Origin of the sequence: Sulfitobacter profundi, assembly GCF_042661425.1 — a bacterium.
Taxonomy (GTDB): Bacteria; Pseudomonadota; Alphaproteobacteria; order Rhodobacterales; family Rhodobacteraceae; genus Sulfitobacter; species Sulfitobacter profundi.
Genome location: NZ_JBHSWA010000001.1, coordinates 2083218 through 2099156 on the forward strand (window position 1 = coordinate 2083218; position 15939 = coordinate 2099156).

Annotated in this window: 17 protein-coding genes; 10 read left to right on the forward strand and 7 right to left on the reverse strand. The window is 58.8% G+C overall.

Annotated features, from left to right (window positions below):
- The first annotated feature begins 152 nt into the window (after positions 1–152).
- Together groES and groL are read left to right on the forward strand one after the other, a co-directional pair.
- A complete protein-coding gene (gene groES, locus ACFQAU_RS10900; RefSeq protein WP_067267338.1) occupies positions 153–440 on the forward strand; it encodes a co-chaperone GroES in 288 nt (95 codons plus the stop codon).
- A gap of 64 nt (positions 441–504) precedes the next feature.
- Positions 505–2148, forward strand: a complete 1644-nt coding sequence (gene groL, locus ACFQAU_RS10905) for a chaperonin GroEL (RefSeq protein ID WP_132444287.1) — start codon at positions 505–507, stop codon at positions 2146–2148.
- Positions 2149–2260: 112 nt separating this feature from the next.
- On the opposite strand, the gene ACFQAU_RS10910 is transcribed toward groL, so the two are convergent.
- A complete protein-coding gene (locus tag ACFQAU_RS10910) occupies positions 2261–2689 on the reverse strand; it encodes a response regulator (protein WP_067629591.1) in 429 nt (142 codons plus the stop codon).
- A 23-nt stretch (positions 2690–2712) separates the two neighbouring features.
- Positions 2713–4743, reverse strand: a complete 2031-nt coding sequence (locus tag ACFQAU_RS10915) for a sensor histidine kinase (RefSeq protein ID WP_132444288.1) — start codon at positions 4741–4743, stop codon at positions 2713–2715.
- A gap of 175 nt (positions 4744–4918) precedes the next feature.
- Between ACFQAU_RS10915 and ACFQAU_RS10925 the strand changes: the two genes are divergently transcribed.
- The 3 genes from ACFQAU_RS10925 (at position 4919) to ACFQAU_RS10935 (ending at position 8111) form a co-directional block, all read left to right on the forward strand.
- Positions 4919–5971, forward strand: a complete 1053-nt coding sequence (locus ACFQAU_RS10925) for an ABC transporter substrate-binding protein (RefSeq protein WP_386282210.1) — start codon at positions 4919–4921, stop codon at positions 5969–5971.
- Positions 5972–6328: 357 nt separating this feature from the next.
- Positions 6329–7084: a sensor histidine kinase gene (locus ACFQAU_RS10930; RefSeq protein WP_132444289.1), complete on the forward strand. Its 756-nt coding sequence runs from the start codon at positions 6329–6331 to the stop codon at positions 7082–7084.
- Between the two features lie 178 nt (positions 7085–7262).
- On the forward strand, positions 7263–8111 hold the full coding sequence (locus tag ACFQAU_RS10935; RefSeq protein WP_132444290.1) for a DMT family transporter: 849 nt from the start codon (positions 7263–7265) through the stop codon (positions 8109–8111).
- Here the strand turns inward: ACFQAU_RS10935 and ACFQAU_RS10940 are convergent.
- Entirely contained in the window at positions 8077–8541 is a 465-nt protein-coding gene (locus ACFQAU_RS10940) for an NUDIX domain-containing protein (RefSeq protein WP_132444428.1), read from the reverse strand. The two genes, ACFQAU_RS10935 and ACFQAU_RS10940, sit on opposite strands and share 35 nt — an antisense overlap.
- 63 nt (positions 8542–8604) lie before the next feature.
- On the opposite strand from ACFQAU_RS10940, the gene ACFQAU_RS10945 reads away from it, so the two are divergent.
- Together ACFQAU_RS10945 and ACFQAU_RS10950 are read left to right on the forward strand one after the other, a co-directional pair.
- Positions 8605–9405 carry an alpha/beta fold hydrolase gene (locus ACFQAU_RS10945; RefSeq protein WP_132444291.1) on the forward strand — a complete coding sequence of 267 codons (801 nt, stop codon included), beginning with the start codon at positions 8605–8607 and terminating at the stop codon, positions 9403–9405.
- Entirely contained in the window at positions 9392–10534 is a 1143-nt protein-coding gene (locus tag ACFQAU_RS10950; RefSeq protein WP_132444292.1) for an alpha-D-ribose 1-methylphosphonate 5-triphosphate diphosphatase, read from the forward strand. Before ACFQAU_RS10945 ends, ACFQAU_RS10950 begins: the two co-directional genes overlap by 14 nt.
- A gap of 2 nt (positions 10535–10536) precedes the next feature.
- Here the strand turns inward: ACFQAU_RS10950 and ACFQAU_RS10955 are convergent, their stop codons facing one another.
- From ACFQAU_RS10955 to ACFQAU_RS10965, 3 genes are all read right to left on the reverse strand, one after another.
- Positions 10537–11607: a 5-(carboxyamino)imidazole ribonucleotide synthase gene (locus ACFQAU_RS10955; protein WP_132444293.1), complete on the reverse strand. Its 1071-nt coding sequence runs from the start codon at positions 11605–11607 to the stop codon at positions 10537–10539.
- A complete protein-coding gene (gene purE, locus ACFQAU_RS10960) occupies positions 11600–12085 on the reverse strand; it encodes a 5-(carboxyamino)imidazole ribonucleotide mutase (protein WP_206054287.1) in 486 nt (161 codons plus the stop codon). The genes ACFQAU_RS10955 and purE overlap by 8 nt, the downstream gene beginning before the upstream one ends.
- 95 nt (positions 12086–12180) lie before the next feature.
- On the reverse strand, positions 12181–12405 hold the full coding sequence (locus tag ACFQAU_RS10965) for a YdcH family protein (RefSeq protein WP_007119020.1): 225 nt from the start codon (positions 12403–12405) through the stop codon (positions 12181–12183).
- Between the two features lie 162 nt (positions 12406–12567).
- On the opposite strand from ACFQAU_RS10965, the gene ACFQAU_RS10970 reads away from it, so the two are divergent.
- From ACFQAU_RS10970 to ACFQAU_RS10980, 3 genes are all read left to right on the forward strand, one after another.
- Positions 12568–12981, forward strand: a complete 414-nt coding sequence (locus ACFQAU_RS10970) for an Hsp20 family protein (protein WP_067267324.1) — start codon at positions 12568–12570, stop codon at positions 12979–12981.
- Positions 12982–12985: 4 nt separating this feature from the next.
- The gene (locus tag ACFQAU_RS10975) at positions 12986–13204 is read left to right on the forward strand and encodes a DUF1150 family protein (protein ID WP_007119022.1); all 219 of its coding nucleotides are present in this window, start codon (positions 12986–12988) and stop codon (positions 13202–13204) included.
- 79 nt (positions 13205–13283) lie between these two features.
- Positions 13284–14162, forward strand: a complete 879-nt coding sequence (locus tag ACFQAU_RS10980) for a PhzF family phenazine biosynthesis protein (protein WP_120351713.1) — start codon at positions 13284–13286, stop codon at positions 14160–14162.
- A 59-nt stretch (positions 14163–14221) separates the two neighbouring features.
- Here the strand turns inward: ACFQAU_RS10980 and ACFQAU_RS10985 are convergent, their stop codons facing one another.
- Positions 14222–15934, reverse strand: a complete 1713-nt coding sequence (locus ACFQAU_RS10985) for a bifunctional sulfate adenylyltransferase/adenylylsulfate kinase (RefSeq protein WP_132444294.1) — start codon at positions 15932–15934, stop codon at positions 14222–14224.
- Positions 15935–15939: the final 5 nt, after the last annotated feature.

Genomic DNA, 15939 nt, shown 5'->3' on the forward strand with positions numbered 1-15939 from the left:
TGCAAAATTTTTCGAAGCCGTTGTTGACAGAACGCAGACTGCTGCTTAGCTATGCATCGTTATCACTCACAAGGGTTGAGTGCTAACGGCTGCACCCTCGCCCGGAGGGGGTGGCTTGGAAGAGTAACTTTGAGCCTTAAGGAGCTGCAAAGATGGCATTGAAACCGCTTCATGACCGTGTGCTGGTAAAGCGTACCGAAAGCGAAGAAAAAACCGCCGGCGGGTTGATCATTCCTGATTCCGCCAAAGAAAAGCCTTCCGAGGGTGAAGTTGTTGCCGTGGGCACCGGCGCACGCAAAGACAACGGCGAGTTGATCGAAATGGCCGTCGCACCCGGCGACAAAATCCTGTTCGGCAAATGGTCCGGCACAGAGGTCACCGTCGACGGCGAAGAAATGCTGATGATGAAAGAAAGCGACATCATGGGGATCATCGCGTAAGCCACCCGGCTTGCCGACCCTCTGAAGACGCTCACATCAATCCAAGATTTTAGGAGAAGACAACATGGCTGCTAAGGACGTCAAATTTGACACCGATGCCCGTAACCGGATGCTCAAGGGTGTGAACATCCTTGCCGACGCGGTGAAAGTCACACTCGGCCCCAAAGGCCGGAACGTGGTTCTGGACAAATCCTTCGGCGCACCGCGCATCACCAAAGACGGTGTATCCGTGGCGAAGGAAATCGAACTGGAAGACAAGTTCGAGAACATGGGCGCACAGATGGTCAAGGAAGTTGCTTCCCGGACCAACGACGAAGCAGGCGACGGCACCACCACCGCGACTGTTCTGGCCCAGGCCATCGTCAAAGAAGGCATGAAATCGGTTGCCGCTGGCATGAACCCGATGGACCTGAAGCGCGGTATCGATCTGGCAACAGCCAAGGTCGTCGAAGCGATCAAAGCCGCTGCCCGTGACGTATCCGACAGCGACGAAGTCGCGCAGGTTGGCACAATCTCCGCCAACGGTGAAAAAGAGATCGGCCGTCAGATCGCAGACGCGATGCAGAAAGTCGGCAACGAAGGCGTGATCACCGTCGAAGAGAACAAAGGTCTGGAAACAGAGACCGATGTCGTCGAAGGCATGCAGTTCGACCGTGGCTACCTGAGCCCCTATTTCGTCACCAATTCCGACAAGATGACTGTCGAGCTGGAAGACGCGATCATCCTGCTGCACGAGAAGAAACTGTCGAGCCTTCAGCCGATGGTTCCGCTGCTTGAGCAAGTGATCCAGTCCCAGAAGCCGCTTTTGATCATCGCCGAAGACGTTGAGGGCGAAGCCCTGGCGACACTCGTCGTGAACAAACTGCGCGGCGGTCTGAAGATTGCTGCTGTGAAGGCACCGGGCTTCGGTGACCGTCGCAAAGCGATGCTGCAAGACCTCGCGGTTCTGACCGGTGGTCAGGTGATCTCCGAAGACCTCGGCATGAAGCTTGAGTCCGTGACCATGGACATGCTGGGTTCCGCCAAGAAAGTCGCGATCACCAAAGACGAGACCACTGTCGTTGATGGCGCAGGCGAGAAGGCCGAGATCGAAGCACGTGTTGCTCAGATCCGTAACCAGATCGAAGAAACCACCTCCGACTACGACCGTGAGAAGCTGCAAGAGCGCGTTGCCAAACTGGCAGGCGGTGTTGCCGTGATCCGCGTCGGCGGCATGACCGAAGTCGAAGTGAAAGAGCGCAAAGACCGCGTTGATGACGCCCTGAACGCGACACGTGCCGCTGTTCAAGAAGGCATCGTTGTTGGCGGTGGTGTTGCTCTGGTTCAGGCGGGCAAAAAGCTCGAAGGTCTGGCCGGCGACAACAACGATCAAAACGTTGGTATTTCCATCGTGCGCAAAGCACTGGAAGCACCGCTGCGTCAGATTGCTGAGAACGCTGGTGTGGACGGTTCGGTTGTTGCCGGCAAAATCCGCGAAAGCGACGACCTGAAGTTCGGCTTCAACGCGCAGACCGAAGAATATGGCGACATGTTCAAGTTCGGCGTCATCGACCCGGCGAAAGTGGTGCGTACAGCATTGCAAGACGCGGCTTCGATCGCTGGTCTGCTGATCACCACCGAAGCGATGGTCGCCGACAAGCCTGCTAAAGACGGCGCACCCGCCGGCGGCGGCATGCCCGACATGGGCGGCATGGGCGGCATGATGTAAGCCAGCCCTATTGGCTAAAGTTCAGGAGGCGTGCCAGCAATGGCGCGCCTCTTTCCGTTTAAAGGCAGCGACTATCCGGGTTCGATGGCCCTTTATCTGGTTCTCACGGTGATCAAGCTGGCAGTTCTACGATCCGCGAATAGGCATTGAGCATGCCGAGCGCATTGGCAAAGGTCTCTGACGGGTTTTCCTTCACGATATAGCCCGCGACATTCTTGCTATAGGCGGATTGCACGTCCGTGGGCATATCGGAGGTGGTGAAAACAAAAACCACCATCCGCTCCAACGCCGGATCGGCTCGGACAACTTCCAAGAACTCAAGCCCGCCCATGCGCGGCATATTGAGGTCAAGTGTGACGATATAGGGCGGCAATCGCCCATGCCGCTTCACCTCCTCCGCTAAAAATTCGAGCGCATGTTGCCCGTCGTGACAAACCGCCGTTTCGTTGACGATCTTCAACTTGCGCATCGCCCGTTGCATGGCCATCACGCTGACTTTGTCATCGTCTACGATAAGAAATTTCGCGGGCGTCGTTTTCATCCAATATTCCTTTTCGGCTTGGGTCACGCCGCCGCCGCCACGGCCAGATTGCGGTGCGTTTGCGTTGCCAATGGAAGCTCCACAACAAAGGTCGATCCGCGCTTTTTGTTGGGGTCGGAGACCAGCGTGATCTTCCCTTTCTGGTGAGACGCAAGCTTGCTTACGATGGCGAGGCCCAAGCCGCTCCCTTCAACCTCATCACGAGATTTAAGTGTTTGAAACAGTTCAAATATCTTCTCTTGGTGCCGAAGTTCTATTCCAGGCCCGTCATCGCGCACGCTTAGAACAACACGGTCCTGCTGCACCTCGGCATTAACATGGATGGTGCCATGATCCCGGTCATGGTGTTTGATTGCATTTGAGATCAGGTTGCCCAAAATCTGCTGCAACGGCGAAAGCTGTACGTCGATGATCTGGTTTGTCCCGGCAAAGCTAATTTTGAACCGACCCTCGGTGTCGGTATATCGGGCAAGGTCTGCCACCAATCGGGCAAGGTGCACCGGCTCTGGCGCGGGTTGGTCCTGTCCCGCCCGGGCGTAGTCCAAAAGATCGTTAAGAAGGCGGTTGAGCCGATCGATCCGTTGTTGTGACATAAGCAAATAGCTTCGGCTTTCCGCACTCAGCGCATTTTCCTCATCCTCAAGGACCCAAAGGCTTAGTTCATGCACCGCACGGAGGGGAGATCGCAGGTCGTGGGCGGCCACATAGGCGAATTTCTCGAGCTCAATGTTCGAGCGCCGCAACTCTTCCGCAGTTGTGCGGAACACAACTAATGCACGTGCCATCTCTCCTAGTTCGTCCTGCCCTCGCACGGTGACGGGGTGATCAAGGTCACCCTGAGCGATAGCCGTGACGGAATTGGTCAATCGATTGATGCGACGGTTAAACTGCCGCTCAACAACAAAGCCGTTGGTAAGGGCAATCACGAGAAGCGCGCTTCCAACGGTGAGGCCAACAGTCCATATGACCCGATGGATGGTGTCGCGCAGCTCATCTGTCGCGAGATCCACCCGCCGCAAAGTGTTCTGAGTAAGATCGGAGGATATGTCCGAAATCCCCACGATCATGGGCAGGTGTTCGGCTTGTAGCGTTTGAACGCTCTCGTGAAACTGCAGACGTGCCGTTGAATGTGCGAAGAAGCTTTTTTCGGGATCAAGCAGCACGTCGCGCAGCGCGTCGATTTGGCGGGCCAGCGACCGTCTACTGGCTGCTTCATGAATGCGCGGTAACCGGGTGATGGCATCCTGGAAATGCTCTTCGACAAGAAGTCGCGCGCGCTCAAGTTGAAGAAGTTGGTTCTGTAGCCCTTGTGAATTGATGATGTTAATAAGCGTGTCGAGACTTAGCCGAATGTCATTGAGATTAATTGCGCTCAACAACATGTCGGGAAAGCCTGAAGGGCGATTTTCTGGGGCAACATCACCGGATGCAAAGCTTCCTGAGACTTCACTCAGCAGGGCTTCGGTTTGCCGTGAAAGTCGGTAGGCTAACTCATCAATAATAGTATGATTCTGTACTTGGATTTGCTCGACAAGATCAAGCGTTGTGAGGATCTGGCCCTCGGCGCGCCGCATTTCCTGAAGGCTGAAAACTGTCGCATCAGATGCCCGCCGCGCCATATGCAGCCGTCCCTCCAGCCGCTCTGCCAGCGGGAGCGCGATCTCCATTGTCTTCAGATTTTCTAAAAGCTCAAAAGTTTTGTCGATTTTTGTTGTGATGTCTTTCCCGAGCGTATCTGGCGACACGGAGGTATCTAATTGATTAAGCTGCTCAATCGAAAGGAATACACCGTTCAAGGACCGCTCAATTTGCTGGGAAATAGCCAACGTAGGAAGGGCCGATTGGCTCAAATGAGCGTGACTGACCAGCACAGATCGCATCTGACCCGTAGCAGCCCATCCCGCAACGCCAATAATGGCCGCCACGAGAAGGAGCGCTGCCCTTAGGCGGGTGCTGATACGACTGCCGAGAAACTGCCGCAGCGACCATGGGGGATGCATCGTAGCCATGCTGACTGAATAGCTGGGACCAATTAACGCAATGTTAATCGCCACGGCTCTAAAACCGGGTTCATCAAAGCGAGAGGGGGCATCCCCCAGCCGCTGATTGGAGGATTGCAGTGTGTTAGGCGGGCGCAGGTTGACAAGGCGAAGGTTCTCTATCGGCCTGGGTGCCGGTCTTAGCACGCTTATCGCCGGTCCGGCATTTGGGGAGACGATTGATATAAAAGTGGCCGCGCGTGCCCGTGGTTTGGTTGGAGATGCCAGAACGCTCTCTGTGCTGCTTCCGGAAGGGTCACGTGCCAATCTTGAACCGGTCGCGGCGGTGTTTACGGAGCGAACCGGGGTGAAAGTCGACCTTCAAGAGGTGCATGTCGATCAGATCAATGCGGAGCTAATGCTAAATAGTGTACTTGGGGAGGCGAAATATGACGTTGCCCTGCCTGCGACCTTTGGGGTGGCAGACCTCGTTGCCGCAGGGGCAATCCACGCTTTGGATGACTACGCCGCACGCTATGAGCCGACGGGATTTCGCGACCCTATGCTCTATCAGGAAGGGGATAGGTTTGACGGTCAGAACTATGGTTTCCAAACAGATGGCGACGCCTATGTGATGTTTTACCATCGCGAAATGCTTCACGATCCGGATGAGCAGGCGCGCTATGCGGATCGTTTTGGTTATTCTCTCGCCATGCCAGAGACTTGGGTGGAGCTGGATCGGCAAATACGTTTTTTTCATGCGCCAGAAGCGGGTCGATATGGCGGGTTGTTGTTTCGCACGCCGGGGTATCTGGCGTGGGAGTGGTGGATTCGATTTCACGCCAAAGGGTATTGGCCGTTGTCCCCCGATATGACCCCGCAAATCGCTGAAGACCCGGGTGTAGCGGCGTTGGAGGAATTGATTGCGATTTCAGACAGCCTCGTCCCCGATAGCTCTAACCTTGGGCTGTTTGAAAACTGGGCGCGATACGCGAAAGGCGATGTCTATTGCAATATTGGCTGGGGCGGTACGCAGAAATATCTAAATTCTCCCCGGTCGTTGATGAGAGGGCGGATGATTTACGGCCCGACGCCCGGTGGGAAAGTTGGGGGGAACTCCTTGCAACACCCTATTTCAACTGGGGGTGGAGCTTTGTGGTCAGCGCAACATCGGCACAGAAGGAACTCGCCTATTTATTTGCCCTATTTGCCGTCACACCTGAGATGTCGACACTGGCCGTTCGGCAGGCAGATGGCTTTTTCGACCCTTACCGAAAGGAACACTACAGCGATCCGGGCGTAGAAGATGCTTATTCAAAATCGTTTCTTAAGGTACATCGCGCGTCGCTTGACGGGGCAATTCCAGATTTCTACCTAAAAGGGCAATCTGAGTATTTTCAGGCTTTAGGAAGAGGGTTGGATCGGGCGCTGCAGGGCGAGGTTGCGCCGAAAATAGCCCTGAGCCGTGTGGCGCAGCAGTGGCAGCTTATCACCAGCCGGGCGGGGCGGGAGAGGCAAATACAAAGATGGGCGCGCCTTCGTCGAAAGTATCCGCCAAATGCGCGGCGTTTGCTGAGGGATATCACGTAATGGCAGCTTTACTCTTCGATCCGGCAGGTGCGGGGCTCTGTCCAACGGTCAAGCGTAGGGCGTTAGTGATATGACCCATCCCCAGCTATATTCGTCACTCGACGTTGAAATCCCTTTGGGGAAACAGCCAAATACGGCGCCGGACGCAGAGGAGTTTATCCATTTGGTAAGCCATGATCTGCGCGGTTCCATCCGCGCGCTATTGGAACTGCCAGAATGGATTGCCGAGGATATCGAGGAGTCTGGGCTTGAGGTAAGTCCTTCGGTGCATAGTTCCATTACTTTGATGAAGCGGCATACGCAGCGTTTGGATCGGATGCTGTTCGATCTGTTGCAGTATTCCCGCGCAGGGAAGATGGCGAATATACAAGAGGTTAGTCTCCAAGAGAAATTCGATGCTGTGGTAAAGGAAATTGGGCCGACCAGTGGTTTCCGGATCGATCATGACTTTGGTTGCGGCTCATTTCTTATTGATGAAGCAGACCTTCACACGCTCCTTTCGGCATTGATCGGAAACGCGATCAAGCATCATGATAAGTTTTCAGGAAGGGTCAAGGTGGCGGCATGGCGCGAAGGGTCTGCCCTGATGTTGACCGTTTCAGACGATGGGCCGGGGATTCATCCGCGATTTCACGAGCGTGTTTTCAAGCCGATGACCACGTTGCGATCCCGGGACGAGGTGGAAGGCTCCGGGCTTGGGCTGGCTTTGGTTCGAAAAATCGCCGGGAATTATGACGGACATGCCCGTTTGATTTCGACCGGTGCCGAACGCGGTGCGTTGGTAGAGGTGCGTTTGGAGGGAGGCAATATAGGCAGTGCAACATGAAACCCGAATGATCCTGGCAAAGGCATCTGGTTTCACCTGTCGGAATGATGCGCTGATTGGATCCCGTCATCCGATCGCGCTGGTCAAATCGAGGGGTTTGTCATCACGACCCAGTTAGATTGCTATGTAGGGGAAATCAGCGCTTGGCGCAGCTGGGTAGGGGGCTAAGCGAATGGTCATGCAGCTTTTCCTTCTCTCCGCTCTCACCATGTGCGCTTTTGCGGCAAACTCCATTTTAACACGGATGGCAGTAGATGGTGGGCATATTGATCCTGCGGGCTTTGCGCTCGTTCGCGTCGCCGCAGGTGCTTTGGTTTTGGGGGTCATGGTGGCGCTACGGGGCGGGCGACTGCCGCTCTTGCGACGCAACAGGATCGGCGGCGCTGTCAGCCTTGCTGTCTATATGATTGGTTTTAGCCTCGCTTATCTAACGTTGGATGCCGGGCTCGGTGCGCTTATTCTTTTTGGTGTCGTGCAGATTACCATGTTTACCTACGCCGCGATGACCGGCGCGGCCCCCACCGCGCGGCAAATCACAGGCGCCGCCGCGGCCTTTGCCGGATTGGTGCTTGTTCTTTGGCCGGATGGGCAGGGTTCGACAGATATCATCGGCGCTGGGTTGATGGTCGCCGCGGGGATGGGCTGGGCCGCCTATACGATCATTGGTCGCACATCGGGCGATCCCTTAGCAGCGACTTCGGCGAATTTTCTGCTTTGCCTGCCTTTCATGCTTATCCTGCCTGCTTTGACAGGGTCGCATTTCAGTATGACGGGCCTGCTGTTGGGCGCGCTTTGCGGTGGGGTAACTTCGGGCCTTGGGTACGCATTGTGGTATGCGGTGCTGGCCCGGATCGACGGTGGCACGGCGGCGGTGGCACAGCTTAGCGTGCCGATCATCGCCATCCTTGCTGGCGCGCTGCTTTTGGGTGAACCGCTGGACCTCACGCTGCTTATCGCGACGGCGTTGGTTTTGGGCGGGATTGCTTGGGCGATCAGCGCAAGATCGGCTCCAACGGATCGTAGGTGATCGCCGCCTCCGCCGGACCAAAGGCGACTGCGCCGAGGCTGTCGGGCTTGTGTGGAATCTGCGCCAATTCGGATTTGGTGACCCATTGATGTCGGGTGACGATGGCTTCGTGATCCTTCCAGTCTGACGCGATCTGGGCGGGGCCGAGGATATGGCACCTGAAATAGATATCCACCTGATGAAAATCGCCGCTGGGGTCGTGGAATTCGTTGACCAGACAGGGCGCGCCGACCGAGATTGTCAGGCCCGTCTCTTCGAACACTTCGCGGCGCAGGTTGTCGGGCACGGAGGCGCCGGCCTCTACTCCACCGCCGGGGGCGCACATCAAACCCAGTCGATTGTCGGCATAGGCATTGACCAGCAGGAGGCGGTCCTCGTGCAACAAGACAGCGCGGGCGGCTAATCGGGGGCAGGGGCGGGGCATCGGCATACTTTCGTCAGGTAACACGGCAAGACCATTTCACAGTCCCGCCAATCAGTCTATCTGGAGGGCATGATGAAACCTCTCACCTTGCTGATCGCCGCGATTTGGCTGGCGATTCCTCTGCCTGCGGCGGCTGAAACGGCTGCGGGCCGCTGTGTTGTATTGCTGCATGGGCTGGCACGAACCGAGATGTCTTTCGCTGTTATGGAGGCCGCCTTGGCCGCCGAAGGGTACCGCGTGGTGCGCCCCGGCTATCCCTCAACCGAGGCCAATATCGCTGAGTTGACCAAGCAGACCTTGCCACAGGCGGTTGCCGCTTGTGGCACCGCGCAGATTGATTTCGTGACCCATTCTATGGGTGGTATTCTGGTGCGCAAATGGGTGGCAGAGGCTGGCGCCGACCGTGTCGGCCGCGTGGTGATGCTGGGGCCGCCCAATCACGGCAGCGAAGTGGTCGACGAGTTGGTCGAGAACCCCGCCTTTGAGTGGTTGAACGGCCCGGCCGGGGCCGAGATCGGCACCGGGGATGGGGCGCTCCCGAACCAATTGCCGCCTGTGCCGTTTGAGTTGGGCGTGATCGCGGGGTCACAGTCTCTAAACCCGTATTTCTCAAGCCTTTTGCCGGGTCCGGATGACGGGAAGGTCTCGGTCGCGTCGACCCGTGTGGCGGGGATGAAAGAGCATATCGTTTTGCCCGTGACCCACACTTTCATGATGAACAACCCGCGCGTTATCGCCCAGACCATGGCGTTTTTGAGAACCGGCAGTTTTGACCGGTCGATGACCTTTATCGATGGCGTATTGAACGCGATTGGCTGCCCCGAAGGCGGGTGCCTGCCGGGGTTGGGAGGGGACGATGCCAAACCTTGACCTGATGAACGCAGAGGTCCTGCATCCCGAAGGACTTAGCCGCGCGCCGCTGTCTTTTGCCGAGGGGGTGATTAATGACCGCCCGGTGGGGCGGAGCGTTGATTTAACCGGCTTCCAAGTGCTGCCGGGGATTGTCGATCTGCATGGCGATGCGTTCGAGCGGCATTTGGCACCGCGCCGCGGGGCGATGAAGCAGCTTTCCGAAGGGCTGGTCGCCGCAGAGGCGGAACTGGCGGCCAACGGCATGACCACGGCTGTTTTGGCCCAGTTCGTCAGCTGGGAAGGCGGCCTGCGGGGGCTGGGATTTGCCGATCAGGTCTTTAGCGGCATCCGCGACACGGCGCCGGAATTGGTCACTGATATCCGCCCGCAGTTGCGCTTTGAGACCCATATGCTCGACCTCTACGACAGTCTGCCGCGGCGTATGGCGGAGTGGGGCGTGGGCTATGTGGTGTTCAACGATCACTTGCCGCATGACCGCTTGGCGGCGGGTAGGATTCCGAAACGGCTGGTGGGGCAGGCGCTGAAGGCCGGGCGTAGCCCCGAGAGCCATCTGGCGCAGATGCAGGAGATGCACGCTCGGCGCGATGAGGTGCCAGCGGCCTTGGATCGACTGTGCGCAGAACTGGCGCAGCGCGGGGTCAAGATGGGCAGCCATGATGATCAGACCGCCGAGGGGCGCGGTCTGTGGCGGGCGCGGGGTGTGACACTGGCAGAATTCCCCGAAACGCAGGAGGCCGCCGTGGCCGCGCATGGGGCGGGCGATGCGGTGATCATGGGCGCGCCCAATGTGGTGCGCGGCGGGTCGCATAACGGCAATCTGTCGGCGCTGGACCTGATCATCATGGGGCTGTGTCACGCCTTGGCGTCAGACTACCATTACCCTTCGCCGCGCCGTGCCGCCCTCATGCTGGCGCAAAGCGGGCTGCTCGACCTTGCGGGGGCATGGGCGCTGGTCTCATCCGGGCCGGCGCAGGTGCTAGGGCTTACCGATCGTGGCACGCTGGCGCCAGGCAAGCGCGCCGATATCGTTGTGTTGGACAAGGCCACAGGCCGCGTCGCCGCCACTTTCGTGGCGGGGCGGGTAAGCTTCATGTCCGGCGCGGTTGCGGAGCGTTTCGTCGCCTGACCTCAGGCGCGAATGATCTGGTTCACATGGCCCATCTTGCGGCCCGGTTTCACCTCGGCCTTGCCGTAGAGATGCAGCGCTGTGTCGCGCGCGCGGGCAAGCTCTGGCACGCGGTCCATATCGTCACCGATGAGGTTGGTCATCACCACATCCGCATAGCGCTGACCATCGCCCAAGGGCCAGCCCGCGACGGCGCGGATGTGCTGCTCGAACTGGTCGATCGCGCAGCCATTCTGGGTCCAATGGCCCGAGTTATGCACCCGTGGGGCGATTTCGTTCACGATCAGCCCCTGCGGGGTGACGAAAAGCTCAACCCCCATGACGCCGACATACTCAAGCGCGTTAAGCACCCGACCGGCCAGCAAAACCGCATCGGTGCGCTGCGCGTTGCTGATCTTTGCCGGGACGGTGGTGGTGTGCAGGATGCCATCGCGGTGGACGTTCTCACCGGGATCGAAACAGGCGACTTCGCCCGTGGCGCTGCGCGCGGCGATGACGGAAATCTCGGCGCTAAAATTCACGAACCCTTCGAGCACCGAAGGCGCGCCGTTCATCTCGGCCCAAGCGGTGTCGAGGTCGGTATCGTCTTTCAGCCGCGCTTGGCCCTTGCCGTCATAGCCGAAACGTCGGGTCTTGAGGATTGCGGGCGTGCCGATCTGCGCCACGGCGGCCTTCAAAGTCGCGGCGTCGGTGACATCGGCAAAAGGCGCCACCCGCAAACCAAGGTCACCGAGGAAGGTCTTCTCGGTCAGCCGGTCTTGGGAAATGCGCAGGGCTTCGCGGCCCGGACGGAGCGGGGTGATCGCCTCAACCACGTCGAGCGCCTCGGTTGGGATGTTCTCAAACTCGAAAGTGACGATGTCACAGGCGCGGGCGAAAGCCTCTAGCGCGCTGTGGTCGTCATAGCCTGCGGTGGTCACCGCATGGGCCACATCGGCGGCGGGCGGGTTGGCGCCCGGCTCAAAGATATGGGTGCGAAAGCCAAGCCGCGCGGCGGCGACCGAGAGCATGCGCCCCAGTTGACCTCCGCCCAGAATGCCGATGGTGGCGCCGGTTTGCAGTGGCTCAGTCATGCGGCACCTCGGGGATTGAGGCGCTAAGCGCGTCGCGCCAATCGTCCAACCGCTTGGCCAGTTCCGCATCTTGCAAGGCAAGGATGCCCGCCGCCATCAAGGCCGCATTGGCCGCGCCTGCGGCACCGATGGCCATGGTCGCGACCGGAAAGCCGCGTGGCATCTGCAGGATGGAATAGAGCGAATCCACACCCGACAGCGCTTTGGTTTGCACCGGCACGCCAATCACCGGCACGCGGGTTTTGGAGGCCATCATGCCCGGCAAATGCGCCGCACCGCCAGCGCCCGCGATGATAACTTGCAAACCCCGGTCAACTGCCGTTTTGCCATAGTCCCACAGCCGGTCCGGCGTGCGATGGGCGGACACGATGCGCGCCTCAAAGGGGATGTGAAGCTCGTCTAACAGGGTCGCTGCTTCGCGCATGGTGGCCCAGTCGGACTGGGACCCCATGATGATGCCAACCGGGGGCGTGGTCATTGCGCAGGGCCTTCTCTTGGTGGATCAGAGCGCGCACTATACCCATCCCGGCCCATGTGGCAACGATGATTGCCGCAGGCAACAGAGATCAAAGTTTAGGCGATGATATCGGGGGTCAGGCGGTCTTCGATCTGGGCGATAAGATCCTTGAGCCGCAGCTTGCGCTTTTTCAGCCGCTGCAGGGTCAATTGATCGCCAGTTCCTTTTTCAACAAGAGCGTGGATGGCGTCATCCAGATCGCGATGTTCCCGTCGGAAGACCTCAAGCTCAACACGCAGCACTTCATCCGTTTTCATCGACAGATCGGTAGGGGCATTCATGGGTAGGTGATTCCGTTGGGCATCTGAACCTTGAATATAAGCGCTTGAGATCATTTGGCATAGCCCTTGCGCCCCTGCTTAAGCCCCCCATATTCAATGCAACGGGTTGCCGGTTGCGGGGCCTGTGAAACACTGTCGCTTGACCTGATAAGGACGTGTCGCATGACGAAACTAACGCTTGCCTCTTACCCTCACATGCTGGGGTTTGAACAATTGGAACGGGTGCTGGAACGCAGCGCCAAGGCCGGAAACGAAGGTTATCCGCCGTTCAACATCGAGCAGACCTCTGATTACAGCTACCGGATCACACTGGCGGTTGCGGGTTTTTCGGAACAGGATCTCTCGATAACAGTTGAGGATAGACAGCTCGTGATCCGTGGGCGTCAGTCTGACGATGGCGAAGACCGGGTGTTCTTGCACCGTGGGATCGCTGCGCGACAGTTTCAGCGCTCGTTCGTACTGGCCGATGGGGTCGATGTGGGCGAAGCCGTTATGGAGAATGGTCTGCTGCATGTCGACCTGACCCGCGCCAAGCCTGAAACAGTGGTTCAAACCATCAAGATCAAGAAGGGGTAATATCATGCAAGACGCAATCACCCACGGGAATGACCGTATGGTCTATGTCAAAACGATCGCTGTCGCTGATCTGCCGCGCGAAGTGCGCGATCAGGCAGAAGGGCTCGAGCTTCTTTATGCGGTCCATGACGCCGAAGGGCAGCAGTTGGCGCTGGTTGGCGATCAAAAGCTCGCGTTCTCTTTGGCACGTGAGCATGACTACCGCCCGGTCATGGTGCATTGACGCCGACATTCACGACGATACGCTAAGCCCGATGCAAGGCCGCAGTCCGCTGCGGCCTTTTGTTATTGGGAGCGGGCGTATGGATTTCGATTTCGACTGGGTGGATGCTTTCACCGATCAGGTCTTTGGGGGCAACGGCTGTGCCGTGGTGCATGGCGGGGCGGTGCTGCCTGATGCCATTTGCACGGCCTATGTGCGTGAGACATCTTTGGTAGAATGCACCTTTACAGGGCCGTCCGAGATCGCAGACTTCAAGGTGAAATACTACCTCGCCAGCCGAGAGATACCCTTTGCCGGCCATCCGACCATCGCCACCGTCGCGGCCCTGCGCCATCGCGGGCTGATCGGTGAAGGGCCGCTGCGGCTGGAGACGGGCGCGGGTATCGTGGAGATAGAGGTCCGCGGTGCCCAGATCGCAATGACCCAGATCGCGCCGGTTTTCGGGGTCGAAGTGCCTGTCGATCTCGTCGCAGACGTGGGCGGTTTGGAACCGGCCGATATCATCGGGCAGCCGCAGGTGGTCTCTACCGGGTTGCCCTTTTGCATCACGGTCTTGCGCAGCCGCAGGGCGCTGGAAAGGCTGAAACTCGATCCCCGGGCGCTGGCGGATTACAACACCCATCTGGGGCAAGACAGCGATATGATGGAGCCTTTTTGGGTAACACTCGACGGCGCAACTTCGGCGGGCGATACCTATGCGCGGCTGCTATTGGCCCCGCCCAGCCCCGCCGAAGACCCTTTCACCGGATCGGCAACAGGCGCGATGGCGGCCTATCTCTGGGCGCGGGGGCTGATCGATAGCCCCCGATTTGTCGCCGAACAGGGGCACCTCATGGGCCGTCCGGGGCGGGCAGAGGTCGAAGTGCTGGGCCCCCGCGATGCGATCTCCGGGGTGCGCGTCGCGGGGCAGGGGCGTGTGGTGATGTCGGGGCAGGTCTTCATGCCGGAAACGGCCTGACCAAAACGCAAAACGCAGCCCCGAGGGGCTGCGTTTCCATTCTAGGAAGGCCGAGCGGTTTAACCCGCGATCAGCCCCATGTTTTCGAGCTTCAGCAACACCTGATGCGCGCAGTTATCGACCTCAACGTTCTCGGTCTCCAGTACCAGCTCGGCGTTCTGCGGCACATCGTAGGGGTCAGAAATGCCCGTGAACTCTTTGATCTTGCCTTCGCGCGCCAGCTTGTAGAGCCCCTTGCGGTCGCGGCGCTCGCATTCCTCGATAGAGGTCGCGACATGCACTTCGACGAAGGCGCCGAAGTTCTCTACATCCTCACGCACCGCGCGGCGGGTGGTGGCATAGGGCGCGATCGGCGCACAAATGGCGATGCCGCCGTTCTTGGTGATCTCTGACGCGACATAGCCGATGCGGCGGATGTTCAGATCGCGGTGCTCTTTGGAGAAGCCCAACTCAGAGGAAAGGTTCTTGCGCACGATATCGCCATCCAGCAGCGTCACGGGGCGGCCGCCCATCTCCATCAGCTTGACCATCAGTGCGTTGGCGATAGTGGATTTGCCCGAGCCGGAGAAACCAGTGAAGAACACGGTGAAGCCCTGCTTCGAGCGCGGCGGGGAGGTGCGGCGCAGTTCCTTGACGACCTCGGGGAAGGAGAACCACTCAGGGATCTCCAGCCCTTCGCGCAGGCGGCGGCGCAGCTCGGTGCCCGAGATGTTCAGGATGGTGACATCGTCTTTGTCCTTGATCTCATCCATGGCCTCATATTGAGCGCGTTCCTGCACCCAGACCATATGTTTGAAATCGACCATTTCGATGCCCATTTCCTCCTGATGCGCGCGGAACAGATCCTGCGCATCATAGGGGCCATAGAAATCTTCGCCGGCGGAGTTCTTGCCGGGGCCAGCGTGGTCGCGGCCGACGATGAAGTGTGTACAGCCGTGGTTCTTGCGGATCAGCCCGTGCCAGACGGCCTCACGCGGGCCAGCCATGCGCATGGCGAGGTTCAAGAGGCTCATCGAGGTGGTGGCGGCAGGGTATTTATCGAGCACTGCCTCATAGCAGCGCACGCGGGTGAAGTGATCGACGTCGCCGGGCTTGGTCATGCCGACGACCGGATGGATCAGCAGGTTGGCCTGCGCCTCACGGGCGGCACGGAAGGTGAGTTCCTGATGCGCGCGGTGCAGCGGGTTGCGGGTTTGGAAGGCCACGACGCGGCGCCAGCCCAGCTTGCGGAAATAGGCGCGCAATTCGTTGGGCGTGTCGCGGCGGGCACGGAAATCATAGTGCACGGGCTGCTGGATGCCGGTCACCGGACCGCCGAGATAGACGTTGCCCGCTTGGTTGTGCAGATAGTTCACCGCCGGATGCGCATCGTCATCCGCGCCAAAGACCTTCTCGGCCTCGCGTGCCTTATTGGGGGTCCAACGGTCGGTGATGGTCATGGTCGCAAGGATCACGCCCTCTTGGTCGCGCAGGGCGATGTCCTGACCGAGTTCCAGCTTTTCGGCGAAGGCTTCGCTGACGTCGAGGTTGATCGGCATGGGCCAGAGGGAGCCATCGGCCAGGCGCATATTCTCGACCACGCCGTCATAGTCTTCCTCGGACAGGAAACCTTTGAGCGGATTGAAACCGCCGTTCATCAAAAGCTCCAGATCGCAGATCTGACGCGGGGTGAGATCAAGGCTCACCAGATTGCCGGCTTCGATCTTCAGTTTCTGCGAAGACTCGTAAGAGACATAGAGTTCGGGGATCGGCGTCAGGTTGCTGGGCATCATAACTA

Coding starts and splice junctions, on each gene's coding strand:
- groES (WP_067267338.1), top strand. CDS start 153: ATGGCATTGAAACCGCTTCATGACCGTGTGCTGGTAAAGCGTACCGAA.
- groL (WP_132444287.1), top strand. CDS start 505: ATGGCTGCTAAGGACGTCAAATTTGACACCGATGCCCGTAACCGGATG.
- ACFQAU_RS10910 (WP_067629591.1), bottom strand. CDS start 2,689: ATGAAAACGACGCCCGCGAAATTTCTTATCGTAGACGATGACAAAGTC.
- ACFQAU_RS10930 (WP_132444289.1), top strand. CDS start 6,329: ATGACCCATCCCCAGCTATATTCGTCACTCGACGTTGAAATCCCTTTG.
- ACFQAU_RS10935 (WP_132444290.1), top strand. CDS start 7,263: ATGCAGCTTTTCCTTCTCTCCGCTCTCACCATGTGCGCTTTTGCGGCA.
- ACFQAU_RS10940 (WP_132444428.1), bottom strand. CDS start 8,541: ATGCCGATGCCCCGCCCCTGCCCCCGATTAGCCGCCCGCGCTGTCTTG.
- ACFQAU_RS10945 (WP_132444291.1), top strand. CDS start 8,605: ATGATGAAACCTCTCACCTTGCTGATCGCCGCGATTTGGCTGGCGATT.
- ACFQAU_RS10950 (WP_132444292.1), top strand. CDS start 9,392: ATGCCAAACCTTGACCTGATGAACGCAGAGGTCCTGCATCCCGAAGGA.
- ACFQAU_RS10955 (WP_132444293.1), bottom strand. CDS start 11,607: ATGACTGAGCCACTGCAAACCGGCGCCACCATCGGCATTCTGGGCGGA.
- purE (WP_206054287.1), bottom strand. CDS start 12,085: ATGACCACGCCCCCGGTTGGCATCATCATGGGGTCCCAGTCCGACTGG.
- ACFQAU_RS10965 (WP_007119020.1), bottom strand. CDS start 12,405: ATGAATGCCCCTACCGATCTGTCGATGAAAACGGATGAAGTGCTGCGT.
- ACFQAU_RS10970 (WP_067267324.1), top strand. CDS start 12,568: ATGACGAAACTAACGCTTGCCTCTTACCCTCACATGCTGGGGTTTGAA.
- ACFQAU_RS10975 (WP_007119022.1), top strand. CDS start 12,986: ATGCAAGACGCAATCACCCACGGGAATGACCGTATGGTCTATGTCAAA.
- ACFQAU_RS10980 (WP_120351713.1), top strand. CDS start 13,284: ATGGATTTCGATTTCGACTGGGTGGATGCTTTCACCGATCAGGTCTTT.
- ACFQAU_RS10985 (WP_132444294.1), bottom strand. CDS start 15,934: ATGATGCCCAGCAACCTGACGCCGATCCCCGAACTCTATGTCTCTTAC.